Source organism: Prochlorococcus sp. MIT 1303, from assembly GCF_001631965.1.
GTDB classification, from domain to species: domain Bacteria; phylum Cyanobacteriota; class Cyanobacteriia; order PCC-6307; family Cyanobiaceae; genus Prochlorococcus; species Prochlorococcus marinus_D.
This window is the reverse complement of sequence record NZ_LVHK01000044.1, coordinates 196,855-213,248: the sequence shown is the minus strand read 5'-3', so window position 1 is coordinate 213,248 and position 16,394 is coordinate 196,855. Positions and strand designations below refer to the sequence as shown.

Below are 16,394 nucleotides of genomic sequence, written 5' to 3'. Positions count from 1 at the left end.
TCAGCCTGAAATTCATGGCCAAGTTCGTCTTTGTTACCGGTGGAGTCGTATCAAGCATCGGCAAGGGAATTGTGGCCGCAAGCCTTGGTCGCCTACTCAAGTCGCGTGGCTACAGCGTCTCGATCCTGAAGCTGGATCCCTACCTCAATGTGGACCCAGGCACCATGAGTCCATTTCAACATGGTGAAGTGTTCGTCACCGAAGACGGCGCCGAAACCGACTTGGATCTTGGGCACTACGAGCGCTTTACTGACACAGCCATGTCACGCCTCAATAGCGTAACCACTGGCTCGATCTATCAAGCAGTCATCAATAAGGAACGGCGCGGCGACTACAACGGCGGCACTGTGCAAGTGATCCCCCACATCACTGGTGAGATTCGCGAACGTATCCACCGAGTAGCCGCCAATAGTGGTGCAGATGTCGTGATCACAGAAATCGGCGGCACTGTCGGAGACATCGAATCTCTGCCCTTCCTCGAAGCAATCCGTGAATTCCGTGGTGACGTAGGACGCAACGACCTCGCCTACATCCATGTGACCCTTCTCCCGTTCATCGGCACATCTGGTGAAATCAAAACCAAGCCCACACAGCACTCCGTCAAAGAACTGCGCGCAATCGGCATACAACCAGATGTACTGGTTTGCCGCAGCGACCGCCCAATCAATGAAGACCTCAAGAGCAAAATCGGAGGCTTCTGCGGGGTACCAAACCGGGCTGTCATCACTGCCCTTGATGCCGACAGCATTTATGCCGTACCCATCTCACTAGAGGAAGAGGGCCTCTGTCTAGAAATGCTGGATGTACTCAACCTGACTGACCATGACAGCGACATGAAAAGCTGGGTTCAGCTGGTTCATAAGCTGCGCAACCCAGGTCCCGCTGTGAAGGTGGCCCTAGTCGGAAAATATGTGCAACTCAACGACGCCTACCTTTCAGTAGTGGAGGCCCTGCGTCATGCCTGCCTCACCCAAGATGCCTCCCTCGAGCTGTCTTGGGTCTGCGCCGAGCAGATCGAAACGCATGGTCCTGAAAACCTACTCAAAGGAATGGATGCTGTTGTAGTTCCTGGAGGCTTCGGTAACCGCGGCGTCGATGGCAAAGTTGCTGCCATTCGCTGGGCGAGAGAACAACGAGTGCCATTCCTAGGGCTTTGTCTAGGCATGCAATGCGCTGTGATCGAGTGGGCACGCAACCAGGCAGGACTCACTGGAGCCAGCAGTTCCGAGCTGGAGCCCAACACCAGCCATCCTGTGATCCACCTCCTGCCAGAGCAACAAGACGTCGTAGATCTGGGCGGCACAATGAGGCTTGGAGTCTATCCATGCCGCATCGCACCAGACACGTTGGCTCAGAAGCTTTATGGCGAACAGGTTGTCTACGAACGCCACCGCCATCGCTATGAATTCAACAACTCCTACCGCAACCTATTTATTGAATCCGGCTACACCATCAGCGGTAGCTCACCCGATGGACGCCTCGTAGAACTGATCGAGCTGAAAGGTCATCCCTTCTTCACAGCCTGCCAATACCACCCTGAATTTCTATCCCGACCCGGAAAACCCCATCCCCTCTTCCGGGGATTAATCGAGGCAGCTCAACTACGACTACCAGCCTCACCTGACGAAGCCCTACGACGACAAAGCCAGACCAACATCTCCGCTCAGGAGCAACCCAGCCGGATTGGATGACCGGCAATCTGCCGGTAGTAGAAACCTTCCATTCCCTACAAGGAGAAGGAGCCCATGTCGGTCGCAGCGCCTTCTTCATCAGGCTCGCCGGCTGTGATGTTGGCTGTTCATGGTGCGACACCAAGCACTCTTGGAACTCGAGAAACCATCCGCAAATCACGCTTGAACAACTAGCAGAGGAAACAGCAACAGCAGCAAAAGATGGCGCGGCCTTTGTGGTGTTGACCGGGGGTGAGCCATTGCAACACAACATCGCGCCCCTATGTGAAGCCCTACACAGGGCTACAGAAACAAGCCCCGGCGGGCCATTGCCAATCCATCTAGAAACCAGCGGAGTGAATCAGCTCAGCGGTGTTCCCACATGGATCACCCTCTCACCAAAACGCCATGCGCCACCTCGCACAGACTTATTAGCAGCGTGTCATGAGCTTAAAGTTGTAGTTCATGAAACAGACGATCTGAACTTCGCCGAAGTCATGGCCAAAGCTGCCTTGGAAGCGAGAAAGAACGACAACGCCTCACAATCACGCCTCAGCAACACATCAAAGGAACCACTCCTCTTCCTTCAACCTGGCTGGGAAACAACAACAGGTCAACAACTAGCTTTCGAACACGTACAAAGTCATCCCCACTGGAGGCTCAGCATGCAAACCCACAAGTGGCTTGGTATCCGTTGAAGCTCAAAGCTTGGTTGCCTCACGCTGAGTGATCTCAGCCTTCCACAACCGCCAACGCACCTCTAAGCCACCAGGTACATCAACGACGATCGGGAAGGAGGCGTTATAGGGAACCAAATAGGGCTTACTGCCAAGAACCAGAAAGCTCTCACGCATCGGCTCATCAGGAGGACAAACCATGCGGGTGGACATCACCTTGACTGCACCTGCAACGCTATAGAGCATCCGCTGCTCAGCTCCTTGAAGCCGCTCCATCCTCAGCCCTTGACCAGCCAAGTGATACTGATTGCAGTCCAATTGGATCGTTCGACCCACAATCAACTGGACCCGCCAATCCACAGCATTAGTGGACAGGCCAGGATCAGAACTTTTTGCTAGCAACCCTGGGAGCTGAATCACCCAGCGTTGCTGTCCAGCAATCGGCTGCGGGTAATCATTCAAATCCATTCGAGGTATTGCCCGCAGGGGTTCCAACACTGTCGTCGACCACAAAACAACCAGCCCGAAAAAGATTCTGTTCTGAATTGATGCCTGCATACCAACAAGCGCTAGAGAATGGCCAGCATGATCCACTCAACAACCATTGCCCTGCTATCAGGAGGTCTTGATTCCGCCACTGCCGCTGCCTTGGCAGTGGAAGCAGGTCAAAAGGTCATCGGACTTTCCTTTGATTACGGGCAACGACATCGCAAAGAACTGCAAGCCGCTGACGCGCTAGCGGCCCACATGGGTCTAACCGAACACCATGTAATCAGTGTCAACCTTGGCAGTTGGGGAGGCTCCTCCCTCACCGATCTAACGCAAACAGTACCCAGTGAAGGAGTCGTGGACGGAGTGATCCCCAACACTTACGTACCTGGACGCAACACGGTCTTCATTGCCATTGGCCTCAGTCTTGCCGAAGCCCGCAATGCCAATCGGCTGGTGTTAGGGATAAATGCAATGGACTACTCCGGCTACCCAGACTGCAGACCTGACTATCTCAAGGCCTATCAGAGCTTGGCTGATCTGGCCAATAAGGCTGGCCGTGAAGGACATGGAATCAAGCTCTGGGCTCCACTCATGCATTTGAACAAGAAACGAATTGTGCAAGAGGCGCTGAGGCTAGGGGTACCAATCGATAAAACCTGGAGTTGCTATAGCGGAGGCGATCATGCCTGCGGCATATGCGACAGCTGCCGCATCCGCGATGCAGCTTTGAGCGAGGCTGGCAGATCAGATCTCTGCAGCAAGCCAACACCATGACTTCTCTGGAGCGGCGACTTTGCCGCTGGCAAGAACCAGCGAATTTGGCAAAACAACTCACCAAAACTTGGGGAGAAGCTGGGCTTGTCTGGCTGGATGGAGACGGCAGTGGTCTAGGTCGTTGGGCGACTCTGGCAGTCGATCCCATTAATCAGATTTGTTGCCGAGGCATCCCTGGCGAAAAAGGCGCCAGCAACCCATTCGAAGCCCTACGTGATCTAGAACCAGGACACTGGACAGGCTGGCTTAGCTACGAAGCAGCAGCCTGGATAGAACCCAAAAATCCCTGGAAAGCAGATTCCATGGCGACTCTGTGGATGGCGCAACATGACCCAGTACTGCGATTTGACCTTCAAAAGCATCAACTCTGGATTGAAGGATGTCATCCCAAACGACTGCAAGAATTGGCAAGCTGGCTAGAAGCCAACCCACCTGAAGATGCACCTAAAAGCAGCAAAGGTGAGTCGTTACTTGCAACAACAGACCTCAACATTCCCGTCAATGCATGGGAATGGCTCACCACTAGAGCTGACTATGCACGTGATGTGCAGCAGATCAGACATTGGATTGCCAACGGCGATATTTTCCAAGCCAATCTCAGCGCTTGCTGTACCACCACGATCCCTTCCGGAAGCTTCGCCGTAGACCTTTTCCTAAAACTTCGTCACCACAACCCAGCTCCATTTGCCGGCCTAGTGATAGCTGCAGGCCTTGCAAAAGGTGAAGCCGTGATCTCCGCCTCTCCAGAGCGTTTCCTAAAAGCACTCCCCACAGGAGAAGTTGAAACGCGACCAATCAAAGGGACCCGACCACGCCACCCCAATCAAAGCCAAGACGCTGATCTGGCAGCTGATCTTGTTTGCAGCAGCAAAGACCGAGCTGAAAACGTGATGATCGTCGATCTATTGCGCAACGATCTAGGGCGAGTCTGTAAACCCGGCTCCATCACAGTGCCTGAATTGGTAGGCCTTGAGAGCTATCCCCATGTGCATCACCTCACCTCAGTAGTGCAAGGACGGCTTCGATCAGACCAATCTTGGGTAGACCTACTACAAGCCTGTTGGCCGGGAGGCTCCATCAGCGGTGCCCCCAAGCTGCGCGCCTGTCAGCGGCTGAACGAACTGGAACCAACAGCACGCGGGCCCTATTGCGGATCGTTGTTGCATCTCAACTGGGATGGGCAGCTCGACAGCAGCATTCTGATTCGCTCGATGTTGCTCGAGGGGAACACGTTACGAGCCCATGCCGGCTGCGGCATCGTGACCGGTTCCGACCCCTATTGCGAAGCTGATGAGCTGAACTGGAAACTGCTGCCACTACTGGAGGCACTGCAATGAAAAACCAGATTGCCTGGATCGATGGCAGCTGGGGGAGCACTGCGGAGCTCGCTCTTCCTCTAAGAGATCGAGGCCTGCAGCTTGCCGATGGCATCTTTGAGACAATTCTGATCCTTGATGGACATCCACAACTCCTCAATGCTCATCTCAGCCGCTGGCAGACCAGCGCATGCCTACTAGAGATGGCCCCCCCGCCTACAGCGAAATGGTTGACACCTCTGATCAAAGAGGGCCTGAAACAATGCAACTTGGACAATGGCAATGGGGCCCTGCGCCTCAACTGGAGCCGTGGCGATAGGTCAAGCCGAGGCATCAGTCTGCCCCAGAGCAACCCGAGTTCAACAACCCATCGCTTCTGGCTAGAGCTGAATGCAGTGGAACCCTGCTTTACTCCACTTACGACGATCATCAGTTGCCATGAGCGTCGCAACGCCAATAGTTGCTTGAGTCGTTGCAAAACCTTCGCCTACGGTCAAGCGATACAGGCCCGCCACGAAGCACAGAAAGCGAATTGCGATGAGGCCATACTGCTAAGCACAAGCGGTGAACTTTGTTGTGGCAGTACCGCCAACCTCATCGTGCGACGAAACAATCATTGGCTCACACCTCGGCTTGCTAGTGGCTGTCTACCAGGTGTCATGCGACAACAGGGCCTCGAACAAGGATGGCTGCAAGAAACTCAACTAGAAGCCACACCAGAAAAAGATGATCAATGGCTACTGATTAATAGCCTCAGCTGCCAACCCATCGTGAAGCTCGATGATCATCTGCTCAGAGCATGGTCGGATCCTGAAGGCCTTTGGTACTCCCTCTTAAAAGCCAACAACACTGACACTTCTCCCAGACATACAGATTAATGCCCCAGCCCTAAACATCTCCATACGCACTCATACACTGAGGAATTGATCCACCACTGCCTGACTAAGGTCGCTGGTCGGACCACTGGCCACAATGCCACCTCGTTGCATGGCGTAGTAGCGATCAGCTTGACGAACAAAGTGCAGATGCTGCTCTACCAAAAGAACGCCAATCCCTGTCTCGGCAATGATGCGTCGAACAGCCCTTTCAATGTCTTGAACGATATTGGGCTGAATACCCTCCGTCGGTTCATCTAGCAGGAGCAATTTCGGCTTACCAAGCAGAGCCCGAGCAATCGCAAGCTGCTGCTGTTGCCCACCACTGAGGTCTCCGCCCTTACGCGGCAAAAACTCCTGCAAGATCGGGAACAACTCATAAACAAGCGGGTCAATGCTGTGGTTTCGCGCCAAGCCGCCGGGCAATGCCTCCATCCCTAGCATCAGGTTCTCCTCCACCGTCAGATGGGGAATAATTTCTCGCCCCTGAGGCACATAACCAATGCCAGCACGGGCCCGCTGATGCGGAGGATGGCGATCCAAGCCTTCACCATTAAACAGAATCTCTCCACTACGAGGACGCAACAGACCGATCAATGATTTCAACAAGGTGGTCTTGCCCACACCGTTGCGACCAATCAAGCAGACCATCTCACCAGCTTTCACAGTGAGGTCGACATCCCTAAGGATATGGCTCTCACTGTAGTAGGTGTTTAGACCACGGATCTCAAGAATGGTCATCGGCTGCAGAGAATCATGAACTGCATAGGTAGAAAGCGCTGCATCAGGCAACCTCCTCATTACGACCTAGATACACCTCGATCACGCGTGGATCACACTGAATCTGATCCATCGAGCCCTCGCAGAGAACGTGGCCCTGATGAAGAACAGAAACCTGACTCTCCAGGCGCCGGATGAACTCCATGTCATGGTCAATCACCAAAACAGTGTGATCACCAACAAGAGACTTGAGCAGATCCGCAGTGAGATCTGTTTCCTCATCCGTCAAACCAGCAACTGGCTCATCAACCAATAACAGGTCAGGTGACTGACCCACAAGCATGGCGATCTCCAACCACTGCTTCTGCCCATGAGACAACGATCCAGCAACTTGATGCGCACGTGTCTGCAGGGAAACGATACCCATCAAATGGGCTATGCGATCGCGCTCAACAGCATTAAGACCTGAGCTTAAAAGTGGCCAAGGGCGCTTTGGATGACTGACCGCCAAGGCGAGGTTTTCCTCAACAGTGAGGTTTTCGAAGACTCTCGGGCTCTGAAACTTCCTACCAATCCCAAGCCGCGCAATCCTGTGTTCCGGCTTGTTTAAAAGAGATTGGCCCTTAAACAAAACATCACCTGCCGTTGGTCGAAGCTTGCCAGTAATCACGTCAAGGAAGGTGGTCTTGCCTGCACCGTTGGGACCAATCACGGCACGCAATTCTCCTGGCTGCAGGCTGAGATTGAGATCACGCAGTGCCATAAAGCCATCAAAGCTGACACTGATTTGACGCAGCTCAAGCAAAGCAGTTGTCATGACTTCGCCTCCTCCTTACCATCCATTTCCAAGCGTGGATAGGTGCCGATCCTGCGCGCGACACCCAAGCGAGTAAGCAGGTTTCGTGGCCCACCCGCCTGCCACCAGCCCACAACACCTTCTGGTAGTGCCGTAACGACGAGAATAAACAAGCCTCCCAGGATAAATAGCCAGCCTTCTGGCCAAACCGTGCTGATTTGGCTCCTCGCCAAATTAATGACTAGAGCGCCAAGAATGGCACCAATCAAAGTTCCGCGTCCGCCCACTGCCACCCAAATCACCATGTCGATTGAGAAGGGAACAGTCATGTATTGCGGCGAGACGATGCCGGACTGCACGGTGTAAAGAGCACCGCCGATGCCGGCCAAGCCACCAGCCATCGCAAACACGATGGTTTTAAACAAGGTGGGGTTGTAGCCAGCAAAACGCAAACGCGGCTCATCATCGCGAATGGCGATCAACACTTCACCAAAACGGCCACGCACCACCCAGCGCACAGCCAACCAGGCCAAGATCACCATCACGGCCGTTAACCAGAAGAAGCCTCGCTGCATGAATGCAGAGCCCACCTGCTGGCCAAAGAGCTCTGTAACATCGGTCTTAAGACCGTTGGTGCCATTGATCAGTTTCTGCTGTCCGTTGAAGAAATTAAAGAAAACCAGCAAGGCGGCCTGGGTAAGAATCGAAAAATAAACTCCCTTGATCCGGTTGCGGAACACCAAGTTCCCTAACAGCGCTGCAAGCAGTGCAGGGATCAACCAGATGGCAATCAGCGTGAACCAAGGCGAATGAAACGGCTGCCAAAATCCAGGCAGTTGATCCACCCCATAAAGGCCGAAGAACTCTGGAATCCCGTTGGGTTGTTCGCTCGAACTGTTGAGCTGAAGGTACATTGCGGCTGCGTAACCACCGAGCGCAAAGAAGATGCCCTGACCCAGGCTCAATAAGCCTGTAAAACCCCAAATCAAATCAATGCCGAGGGCCACGATCGAGAGAGAGAGAAAACGACCGAGCAGGTTGAGCCCAAATACCGACACCACTGCAGGCGCCGCCACAATCGCAGCAATGATCAAGACCCAGACAATCACCAGGGGCCAACGGCGTTGTTGAAACGCTTGCAACATCGATTTAAGCCTCCACCATGCGTCCCCTCTGGGGAAACAGACCAGCAGGTCGGAACTGCAGGAACACCACAATCAGCGCAAACACCATCACCTGGGCCATGCTCGTGGTAGCAAAAAAATCAACCACACTCGCCAAAGGCGCAGGCATCGAAGGCCAGATACTGAGCAAACGGCCAGCACCGATCAGGTCTGTTAGCACCCCAATAGCAAAGGAGGCCAACACGGTGCCGAACAGATTTCCCACACCTCCAAGCACTACCACCATGAAGCAACCAACGATATAAGAAGTGCCGACGTTGGGTCCCACGGATCCCAACAAAGACACCGCGACCCCAGCGATGCCAGCCAAACCGGAGCCGATACCAAAGGTAAGCACATCAACAGTATCGGTTGAGATTCCAAGGCAATCACTCATGGAACGATTCTGAGTCACTGCCCTGATGCGCATCCCCCACACACTGCGATTCAAAAACCAGGTGATGCCGAGTACAGCGAGGATCGTGATCACAATGATCACCAAGCGTGGTACGGGGAAGGTCATGCCCGACAGTTCAATCCCCCCACGCATCCACTTAGGTGCCGTGACATCGACATTGCGAGAGGTCGCACGAGCGATACGACTGATCTGAGAGGCCAAACCACCCGCCAGTAACACCCCAGCCAGAGCAGACACAAGCCAGCTTCCAGCACGCACCAGGCGGGCCCGCGGCCCCTGCAAAAGCTTGTCAGGAAGAATGATCGGCAGACTGAAGCCAAGCACTAACGCCAGCACCAAGCCAGCCGCATAAGCCAATGGAAAACTGCGCACAAACTGCTGCAGAATCAGGCTAACGCCCCATGTCGCCAACAATGTCTCCAACGGGTTGCCGTAGAGACGACGAATCACGGTGCGTTCTAGCAATATACCAACCACACCACTAACGATGAAGGCCAGAGGAATCGCCACCAACACATAAGCGTTGTAGAAAGGCTGCAGAGCAGGCAGCTTGAAGATCAGCTGTACCACATAAGTGGTGTAGGCCCCGAGCATGATCAACTCGCCATGGGCGAGGTTAATGACACCCATCAGGCCGAAGACTATCGCCAGTCCGAGGGCAGCAACCAGCAGCACCGAGCCGATGGCCACACCATTGAAAAGACTTTCAAGAAGCAGTTGCACGGGCGAAGATCAGAGACCGGAAAAACGACGAAAGGAGGAGCCCGTTTCCGGACTCCTCCCAAACAATGCCAAAGCGGAAAAACGCCTTGGCGAGGCAATCAAAGCTTGTACTTCTCGCCTTTGTTGGCATCAGTCCAGTCGCAAGCATAGCCCTTAGAACTGGGCTCGAACTGGTTCCAAGCCTGTGGAGCCACAGGGCCGTCGGTCTCTTCGAGAATCTCGAACTGACCATCTTTGGTGATCTTGCCGATACGTACAGTCTGGGACAGGTGATGGTTTGGCATCACTTTCACAGGACCCTGAGGCGCATCAAACTCAATTCCGATCAAAGCTTCACGTACCTTGTCGTCATCAAAGCTATTGGCCTTCTCTACCGCAGCTTTCCACAGATACACCATGTTGTAAGCCGACTCCTGAGGGTCAGCAACCTGACGATCATTGCCATATTTGGCCTTGAAGTCAGATGCAAACTTCTTCGAAGCAGGCGTATCAATCGACATCATGTAATTCCAAGCCCCATAGTGTCCCTCAAGGAACTCAGGCCCGATCGTGCTGATCTCTTCTTCCGCGATGGAATAGCTCATCACGTAGTAGCCATTGTCAGGAGTCAGTCCGGCATCCTGAATTTGCTTAAAGAAAGCGACGTTCTGGTCACCATTGAGGGTGTTGATGATCACACCACCATCAGGCAATGCCTTCTTGATCTTGGCAATGATCGGCGCCACTTCAGTGTTGCCGAGGGGCAAATAATCCTCTCCAACCACTTTCCCACCAAGAGCTTTGACCTGCTCCTTAGTGATGGTATTGGAGGTGCGAGGGAAAACGTAATCAGAACCTACAAGGAAGAAGGGCTTGCCAGCAGCGGGCGACTTCTCGAACATGAACTTGGTTGCAGGCTCCGACTGCTGATTCGGAGTCGCACCTGTGTAGAAGATGTTATTGGAACACTCCTGGCCCTCGTACTGAATCGGGTAATAGAGGAATGCATTCTTCGATTCGTAAACCGGCAGCATCGCCTTACGGCTTGCGGAAGTCCAACCACCAAAGACAACAGGAACACTATCTTGATCGATCAACTTCTTGGACTTCTCAGCGAAGGTTGGCCAATCAGAAGCGCCATCTTCAACGATGTAGTCGATCTTGTATTTCTTGCCATCAACTTCAACACCACCGGCAGCGTTGATCTCTTCAATCGCCATTTTCTCGGTGTCCACAAGGGTGGACTCCGAGATGGCCATGGTGCCACTTAAGGAATGGAGGATACCAACCGTGACCGTGTCGTCGAAATCGGTATTAGCGGTTTTATCACTACCACCACCGCAAGCCGTAATGCTGACACCAACGGCGGTTGCGGCGAAGCCAGCCACAAGGCGCTTTGAGAATGAAACGTTCATTGAAACCGTAGATAGGCAGAATATGGAGCACGCCTATTCGGGCGGCCTGGGGAACGTAAAGATCAGCCAGGCATGATTCTGTAGTGAATGATACAAAGCCCTTTGCGCTGATCATTGCTAAGGGCGATTTGGTAGCTGTTGCAACAAAAATTGCAGCACGCTCTCCAAGCCATCGCCGCTCCGCAAGTTGGTGAAGCACCAAGGGCGCTCTCCCCGCATCCGCGTCGTATCGCGCTTCATCACTTCCAAATCGGCCCCGACATGGACAGCGAGATCAATCTTGTTGATCACCAATAAATCCGAGCGTGTAATCCCAGGGCCACCCTTGCGAGGGATCTTGTCGCCAGCCGCCACATCAATCACATAAATGCAAAGGTCCACCAATTCTGGACTGAAGCTGGCGGCAAGATTATCGCCACCACTCTCCACAAGCACAACATCAAGATCTGGAAAATTTCGCTCCAGATCTTCTACGGCCGCGCGATTAATCGAACAATCCTCACGAATAGCAGTATGAGGACAACCGCCTGTTTCCACTCCGCGAATACGCTCTGGCTCAAGAGCTCCAACACGCGTCAAGAACTCTGCATCTTCCTGGGTATAGATGTCATTGGTGACAACTGCCAATTGCAACTGATCTCGTAGACGGCGACACATTGCCTCCACTAGTGCTGTCTTACCCGAACCCACCGGGCCAGCCACACCTAAACGCAGTTTGCTACTCATCAGCTCCGGAATAATCGGGAATACAGCTCAGCATGGGAGAGCTGTGCAATAGCAGAACCCACTCCTCCGCACCAAAGCTGCTTTGGATCCACATCAAGCAAGCTACTGGCCTGCATTTCAATCAGCGGCTGAAGCTGACGCTGCAACCGTTGTGCCTCAGTTGGCCCCAGCGGAACAAGACGCACGGCCGCACTGAGCTGATTAGCCACCCAGCCAAACAAGTAACCCTTCACAACCTCCAAAGGCGTTATCTCCCAAGACAAACCAGCCCAAGCCCACGCCACTGGCCAACCAAAATCCACTCCTCCATCAGGGAGAGGATGACCCAGGTCAGCTAATAACTGCAAAAGAGAGCGACCCATCTGCTGTTGCTGCGCTCTTACTTCAGCCGCATCTCGCAGTGCAATCAACCATTGAGCCCAATCGCGCACGTCAGTGCCATGGTCAACTTTGCCCTGCTCAGCACTCACCTTCCATTGGCTGAGGGAATGACGCAGCGGGCGCAAAGCAGCAGCTTCGATCATGACCTGCCCGCGACTGAGCTCCGCCTCCAACCAACGTGCCAAAGTTGCTCCATCCTGAAGCTGATCTCGCTGCACCAGCAGTTCCAAACCCTCCGAATAACTGAACGCACCCACCGGCAAAGCCGGGCTAACAAGCTGAAGCAAAGCGAGATTGCTCATCAGTGATGACGTTGTTGCTGCCCATCAATGGTCTGGTGATCATGGCTATGGACGCCTTGATAGGCCCCAGGCTCCGGATAAAAAGGCTCCATCACAGACTCCAGAGCCAAGCCACGCACCCGCAGCAGATCGGCTAAGACAGGATCATCTAGCAAACGCAGCTGCTGCGTGCGTAGCTCTAGTGCCACGTGACGATTACCCAAGTGATAAGCCGCCTCAAGCAAAGCCAGTTCTGAAGGAGCCCTAACCACCAAAAGTTTCTCAGGAGCAGCGACCACCCTCACCAAAACAGGACCTTCCGCCGCAGCCAAACTTTCTCCAGGCTGCAATGGGCCCTGCCGCGGCAATTGCAATAAGACGGACTGACCACAAGCCGTGCATCGCAGCCCTCGCAAACGTGTGCGTTCTTCAGCAGTAAGAGGCAATTCCATACAAGCCTCAACCCCAACAGCATCAAGCCTGCGGGTGAGCACCGGAACAGTATCGAGAGAAGGAAAATCGACCAAGCTCATGACCATAAGCCTGCCAAACGGCAACTGCTCCATCCGTGAGTGTTGCTAAAGAGTTAAACCGTGCTCGATCACAGCGTGCTCCGATGACTGGCGATAAACCCTGGCACGGCCAATGTTCCCTGCAACTGATCAGCAAAACTGCGACAGACGATCTTCAATCCCGGCTCACCGTGCATCAGAGCCAATGCACGGCTCCATTCAAGATTCAGCGTGCCAATCTTGATCACGACGGCCGCTGTCAACTGCCCTTACTTCACACCGCAGGGGGTTTGGTCGGAGGAGATCAGCTCAGTGTGAATGTCAAAGCTGGAGCAGACAGCCGCGGCCTGGTCACAAGTGTGGCTGCCCAGAAGGTCTATGGCTCCGTAGGCCGCTCCAAACAACACCCCAAAGGCCGCTGGGCAAGTCAAGAGTGTCACTTCGAACTAGAAACCAATGCTGACCTGGAATGGTTACCCCAAGAGCTCGTGGTTTTTCAAGGAGGCCTCTACAAGCAACGGATGCAAGTCGAACTGCAACCAAAAGCCAGTTTTCTCTGCGCCGAAGTGGTGCGCCTAGGTCGCACAGCTGCTGGAGAAACACTGAACGAAGGCGCCTGGAGGTCAAGCCTGGAGATCTGCCGACAAACCCCGATTGGTCGTCAATGGGAACTAGTCGATCAACTCGAGCTCAACAGCGAAGTGCTGCAGAGTTTGCACGGCATGGGGACACAGCCCGTGTTCGGATCTTTTGTTTGGGCCGCACCGAATCCTCTGACTGCCGACGTGATGGAGATACTTCTGCGGAACTGTCGAACAGATCGCGCAAACCTAGAAGGTTCGATGGCTTGTGGTGGTCTCGATCAAGGCTTAGTGGCCCGATATATAGGGCCATCAAGCCAAGCCGCGCGCCAATGGTTTTCCCGCCTCTGGGCCCGCACACGCCAGCTACGGCGGCTAAGCACTCCTCAACCTCCACGAGAATGGCCCCTGCAAGAAGAGGGAACGTTCTCAAACGAAAGGTTCACAAAGGACCATCAATCGCCTTCTGCCTCGCCACACTGAAATGAAATCCTGGCTTCCATGCACCTCAGCCCCCAGGAAAAAGACAAACTCCTGATCGTCACCGCTGCCCTGCTTGCAGAACGACGCCTCAACCGCGGCCTGCGGCTCAACCACCCCGAAGCCGTGGCCTGGCTCAGCTTCCTTGTCATCGAAGGCGCTCGTGACGGCCAATCCGTCGCGGAGCTGATGGCCGAAGGCAGCACTTGGCTGCGTCGCGATCAGGTGATGGATGGTGTTCCCGAACTGATCCCGGAGGTGCAAATCGAAGCCGTCTTTAAGGACGGCACCAAATTGGTCACCCTCCACGACCCCATCCGCTAAAAAATCCCCATGCCTCCGCTAATCCCCGGTGAACTGATTCCTGAACCGGGCACGCTTGAACTCAACAGCAACCGGCCAACCCTCACCCTGCGCGTGGCCAATAGTGGCGATCGACCGATCCAAGTTGGCTCCCACTTTCACTTTTTCGAGACCAATACAGCTCTGCACTTCGATCGTGATGCTGCACGGGGGCACCGATTGGACATCCCTGCTGGAACAGCGATCCGCTTCGAACCCGGCGACGAACGTGACGTGCGCCTGGTTGCCCTTGCTGGTCACCGCAAGGTTTTTGGTTTCAACGGTCTGGTCAACGGACCCCTCGACTGAACTGCTTCTACACCTCGTCCCTTTCGCTGCATTGCTATGGCCTACCGGATGGATCGCCAGGCCTACGCCGAAACCTACGGCCCCACCACAGGTGACCGCATACGCCTAGCAGACACCGAGTTGATCCTGGAGGTGGAACGCGATTTCACCACCTACGGCGAAGAAGTCAAATTCGGTGGAGGGAAAGTGATCCGCGACGGCATGGGGCAATCCCAGCAATCCCGCGCCAATGGTGCTGTTGACACCGTGATCACCAATGCCCTGATCCTCGACTGGTGGGGGATCGTCAAAGCAGATATCGGCCTACGAGACGGACGGATCGTTGCCATCGGCAAGGCTGGCAATCCCGACATCACTGACGGGATTGACATTGTGATCGGCCCAGGCACTGAAGCCATTGCTGGAGAGGGTCACATCGTGACCGCCGGCGCCATCGATAGCCACATCCATTTCATTTGCCCACAGCAAATCGAGACTGCCCTAGCTAGCGGCGTTACCACCATGCTCGGTGGTGGTACAGGTCCGGCAACAGGCACCAATGCCACTACCTGTACACCTGGCGCCTTTCATATCAGCCGCATGCTGCAAGCAGCCGAAGGCTTGCCGATGAATCTTGGCTTCTTTGGTAAAGGCAATGCCAGTACAGCTGAAGCTATCGAGGAGCAAGTACTAGCCGGTGCCTGCGGCCTCAAACTCCACGAAGACTGGGGTACCACTCCAGCAGCTATTGACTGCTGTCTTTCGGTAGCCGATCGCTTTGATGTCCAGGTCTGCATCCACACAGACACGCTCAATGAAGCAGGTTTTGTAGAAGACACAATCCGAGCCATCGGCGGACGCACCATCCACACCTTCCATACCGAAGGGGCCGGTGGAGGCCATGCACCAGACATCATCCGTATCTGTGGTGAAAGCAACGTGCTGCCCAGCTCCACAAATCCAACCCGGCCTTACACCCGCAACACCCTGGAAGAGCACCTCGACATGCTCATGGTTTGCCACCACCTAGATCCAGCGATTCCTGAAGATGTGGCCTTTGCCGAATCGCGCATCCGTCGCGAAACGATCGCCGCGGAAGATATTCTCCACGACCTCGGTGCCTTCAGCATCATTGCCAGTGATTCCCAAGCGATGGGACGAGTCGGAGAGGTGATTAGCAGAACATTCCAGACCGCTCACAAGATGAAAGTTCAGAGAGGCCCTCTGCCAGAAGATGCTGCCAATCCACGTGGCACTCGTAACGACAACAACCGCCTAAAGCGCTACATCGCCAAAGTAACGATCAACCCCGCCATTGCCCACGGCATTGACAACCATGTTGGCTCAGTAGAGGTAGGCAAACTGGCAGACTTGGTGCTCTGGAAGCCAGGCTTCTTCGGCGTGCGGCCAGAACTTGTCATCAAGGGCGGGTCAATCATCTGGGCGCAAATGGGCGATGCTAATGCCTCGATTCCAACACCTGGACCAGTCCATGGCAGACCAATGTTTGCAGCATTCGGCAAAGCCCTTGCCCCCAGCTGCCTCACCTTCCTGAGCCAAGCGGCCATCGAAACAGATCTTCCCAACAAGCTGGGGCTGCAACGTGCCTGCATTCCCGTTCTGAACACCCGCACGATCGGCAAAGCAGAAATGCACAACAACAATTCACTACCAAAAGTAGAGGTAGATCCACAAACTTACGAGGTGTTCGCCGACGGCGATTTACTCACATGCGACCCCGCAGAAGAACTACCAATGGCCCAGCGATATCTCCTAATCTAAACG

Annotated in this window: 18 protein-coding genes; 9 read left to right on the top strand and 9 right to left on the bottom strand. The window is 54.3% G+C overall.

All coding sequences use genetic code 11. The features are described from left to right. The first annotated feature begins 14 nt into the window (after positions 1-14). Together PMIT1303_RS10185 and PMIT1303_RS10180 are read left to right on the top strand one after the other, a co-directional pair. Positions 15-1,691 carry a CTP synthase gene (locus PMIT1303_RS10185; protein WP_063398613.1) on the top strand — a complete coding sequence of 559 codons (1,677 nt, stop codon included), beginning with the start codon at positions 15-17 and terminating at the stop codon, positions 1,689-1,691. Beyond that, entirely contained in the window at positions 1,688-2,368 is a 681-nt protein-coding gene (locus PMIT1303_RS10180; RefSeq protein ID WP_063398612.1) for a 7-carboxy-7-deazaguanine synthase QueE, read from the top strand. The genes PMIT1303_RS10185 and PMIT1303_RS10180 overlap by 4 nt, the downstream gene beginning before the upstream one ends. Before the next feature lie 3 nt (positions 2,369-2,371). Here the strand turns inward: PMIT1303_RS10180 and PMIT1303_RS10175 are convergent, their stop codons facing one another. Next, on the bottom strand, positions 2,372-2,941 hold the full coding sequence (locus PMIT1303_RS10175; protein ID WP_231901448.1) for an ecotin: 570 nt from the start codon (positions 2,939-2,941) through the stop codon (positions 2,372-2,374). Between PMIT1303_RS10175 and queC the strand changes: the two genes are divergently transcribed. From queC to PMIT1303_RS10160, 3 genes are read left to right on the top strand one after another with little or no spacing between them, the layout of a single operon-like run. Beyond that, positions 2,933-3,613 (top strand): 7-cyano-7-deazaguanine synthase QueC, encoded by a 681-nt coding sequence (queC, locus tag PMIT1303_RS10170; RefSeq protein WP_063398955.1) that lies wholly within the window; start codon positions 2,933-2,935, stop codon positions 3,611-3,613. The genes PMIT1303_RS10175 and queC overlap by 9 nt on opposite strands. After that, entirely contained in the window at positions 3,610-4,950 is a 1,341-nt protein-coding gene (locus tag PMIT1303_RS10165) for an anthranilate synthase component I family protein (RefSeq protein ID WP_063398610.1), read from the top strand. Before queC ends, PMIT1303_RS10165 begins: the two co-directional genes overlap by 4 nt. Beyond that, positions 4,947-5,807: an aminotransferase class IV gene (locus tag PMIT1303_RS10160; RefSeq protein ID WP_063398609.1), complete on the top strand. Its 861-nt coding sequence runs from the start codon at positions 4,947-4,949 to the stop codon at positions 5,805-5,807. Before PMIT1303_RS10165 ends, PMIT1303_RS10160 begins: the two co-directional genes overlap by 4 nt. A 30-nt stretch (positions 5,808-5,837) precedes the next feature. Here PMIT1303_RS10160 and urtE read toward each other — a convergent pair whose 3' ends face one another. From urtE to ureE, 8 genes are all read right to left on the bottom strand, one after another. Further along, on the bottom strand, positions 5,838-6,545 hold the full coding sequence (gene urtE / locus PMIT1303_RS10155) for an urea ABC transporter ATP-binding subunit UrtE (RefSeq protein WP_063398954.1): 708 nt from the start codon (positions 6,543-6,545) through the stop codon (positions 5,838-5,840). A gap of 43 nt (positions 6,546-6,588) precedes the next feature. Beyond that, a complete protein-coding gene (gene urtD, locus PMIT1303_RS10150; RefSeq protein WP_063398608.1) occupies positions 6,589-7,341 on the bottom strand; it encodes an urea ABC transporter ATP-binding protein UrtD in 753 nt (250 codons plus the stop codon). Continuing rightward, positions 7,338-8,465, bottom strand: coding sequence for an urea ABC transporter permease subunit UrtC (urtC, locus tag PMIT1303_RS10145; RefSeq protein WP_063398607.1), 1,128 nt, complete (start codon positions 8,463-8,465; stop codon positions 7,338-7,340). The genes urtD and urtC overlap by 4 nt, the downstream gene beginning before the upstream one ends. A gap of 4 nt (positions 8,466-8,469) precedes the next feature. Next, positions 8,470-9,624 (bottom strand): branched-chain amino acid ABC transporter permease, encoded by a 1,155-nt coding sequence (locus PMIT1303_RS10140; RefSeq protein WP_011131592.1) that lies wholly within the window; start codon positions 9,622-9,624, stop codon positions 8,470-8,472. Between the two features lie 98 nt (positions 9,625-9,722). Beyond that, positions 9,723-11,018 (bottom strand): urea ABC transporter substrate-binding protein, encoded by a 1,296-nt coding sequence (gene urtA, locus PMIT1303_RS10135; RefSeq protein WP_063398606.1) that lies wholly within the window; start codon positions 11,016-11,018, stop codon positions 9,723-9,725. A 117-nt stretch (positions 11,019-11,135) separates the two neighbouring features. Further along, entirely contained in the window at positions 11,136-11,744 is a 609-nt protein-coding gene (gene ureG, locus PMIT1303_RS10130; RefSeq protein ID WP_063398605.1) for an urease accessory protein UreG, read from the bottom strand. After that, entirely contained in the window at positions 11,744-12,427 is a 684-nt protein-coding gene (locus PMIT1303_RS10125) for an urease accessory protein UreF (RefSeq protein WP_063398604.1), read from the bottom strand. The genes ureG and PMIT1303_RS10125 overlap by 1 nt, the downstream gene beginning before the upstream one ends. After that, positions 12,427-12,939: an urease accessory protein UreE gene (gene ureE / locus PMIT1303_RS10120; RefSeq protein ID WP_063398953.1), complete on the bottom strand. Its 513-nt coding sequence runs from the start codon at positions 12,937-12,939 to the stop codon at positions 12,427-12,429. Before ureE ends, PMIT1303_RS10125 begins: the two co-directional genes overlap by 1 nt. Before the next feature lie 83 nt (positions 12,940-13,022). Here ureE and PMIT1303_RS10115 point away from each other — a divergent pair, with 83 nt between their 5' ends. Genes PMIT1303_RS10115 through ureC form a run of 4 tightly spaced genes read left to right on the top strand, consistent with a single transcriptional unit; the run spans position 13,023 to position 16,391 of the window. Beyond that, positions 13,023-13,982, top strand: a complete 960-nt coding sequence (locus PMIT1303_RS10115; RefSeq protein WP_063398952.1) for an urease accessory protein UreD — start codon at positions 13,023-13,025, stop codon at positions 13,980-13,982. Between the two features lie 18 nt (positions 13,983-14,000). Further along, positions 14,001-14,303, top strand: coding sequence for an urease subunit gamma (locus tag PMIT1303_RS10110; RefSeq protein ID WP_011131598.1), 303 nt, complete (start codon positions 14,001-14,003; stop codon positions 14,301-14,303). Positions 14,304-14,312: 9 nt separating this feature from the next. Then, the gene (locus tag PMIT1303_RS10105; protein WP_011131599.1) at positions 14,313-14,630 is read left to right on the top strand and encodes an urease subunit beta; all 318 of its coding nucleotides are present in this window, start codon (positions 14,313-14,315) and stop codon (positions 14,628-14,630) included. 36 nt (positions 14,631-14,666) lie between these two features. Then, the gene (gene ureC, locus PMIT1303_RS10100) at positions 14,667-16,391 is read left to right on the top strand and encodes an urease subunit alpha (RefSeq protein ID WP_063398603.1); all 1,725 of its coding nucleotides are present in this window, start codon (positions 14,667-14,669) and stop codon (positions 16,389-16,391) included. Positions 16,392-16,394 lie beyond the last annotated feature (3 nt).

Excerpts from the sequence above, each read along its gene's own strand:
- PMIT1303_RS10185 (WP_063398613.1), top strand. The coding sequence starts at position 15 with ATGGCCAAGTTCGTCTTTGTTACCGGTGGAGTCGTATCAAGCATCGGC.
- PMIT1303_RS10180 (WP_063398612.1), top strand. The coding sequence starts at position 1,688 with ATGACCGGCAATCTGCCGGTAGTAGAAACCTTCCATTCCCTACAAGGA.
- queC (WP_063398955.1), top strand. The coding sequence starts at position 2,933 with ATGATCCACTCAACAACCATTGCCCTGCTATCAGGAGGTCTTGATTCC.
- PMIT1303_RS10165 (WP_063398610.1), top strand. The coding sequence starts at position 3,610 with ATGACTTCTCTGGAGCGGCGACTTTGCCGCTGGCAAGAACCAGCGAAT.
- PMIT1303_RS10160 (WP_063398609.1), top strand. The coding sequence starts at position 4,947 with ATGAAAAACCAGATTGCCTGGATCGATGGCAGCTGGGGGAGCACTGCG.
- urtE (WP_063398954.1), bottom strand. The coding sequence starts at position 6,545 with ATGACCATTCTTGAGATCCGTGGTCTAAACACCTACTACAGTGAGAGC.
- urtD (WP_063398608.1), bottom strand. The coding sequence starts at position 7,341 with ATGACAACTGCTTTGCTTGAGCTGCGTCAAATCAGTGTCAGCTTTGAT.
- urtC (WP_063398607.1), bottom strand. The coding sequence starts at position 8,465 with ATGTTGCAAGCGTTTCAACAACGCCGTTGGCCCCTGGTGATTGTCTGG.
- urtA (WP_063398606.1), bottom strand. The coding sequence starts at position 11,018 with ATGAACGTTTCATTCTCAAAGCGCCTTGTGGCTGGCTTCGCCGCAACC.
- ureG (WP_063398605.1), bottom strand. The coding sequence starts at position 11,744 with ATGAGTAGCAAACTGCGTTTAGGTGTGGCTGGCCCGGTGGGTTCGGGT.
- PMIT1303_RS10125 (WP_063398604.1), bottom strand. The coding sequence starts at position 12,427 with ATGAGCAATCTCGCTTTGCTTCAGCTTGTTAGCCCGGCTTTGCCGGTG.
- ureE (WP_063398953.1), bottom strand. The coding sequence starts at position 12,939 with ATGAGCTTGGTCGATTTTCCTTCTCTCGATACTGTTCCGGTGCTCACC.
- PMIT1303_RS10115 (WP_063398952.1), top strand. The coding sequence starts at position 13,023 with ATGACTGGCGATAAACCCTGGCACGGCCAATGTTCCCTGCAACTGATC.
- PMIT1303_RS10110 (WP_011131598.1), top strand. The coding sequence starts at position 14,001 with ATGCACCTCAGCCCCCAGGAAAAAGACAAACTCCTGATCGTCACCGCT.
- PMIT1303_RS10105 (WP_011131599.1), top strand. The coding sequence starts at position 14,313 with ATGCCTCCGCTAATCCCCGGTGAACTGATTCCTGAACCGGGCACGCTT.
- ureC (WP_063398603.1), top strand. The coding sequence starts at position 14,667 with ATGGCCTACCGGATGGATCGCCAGGCCTACGCCGAAACCTACGGCCCC.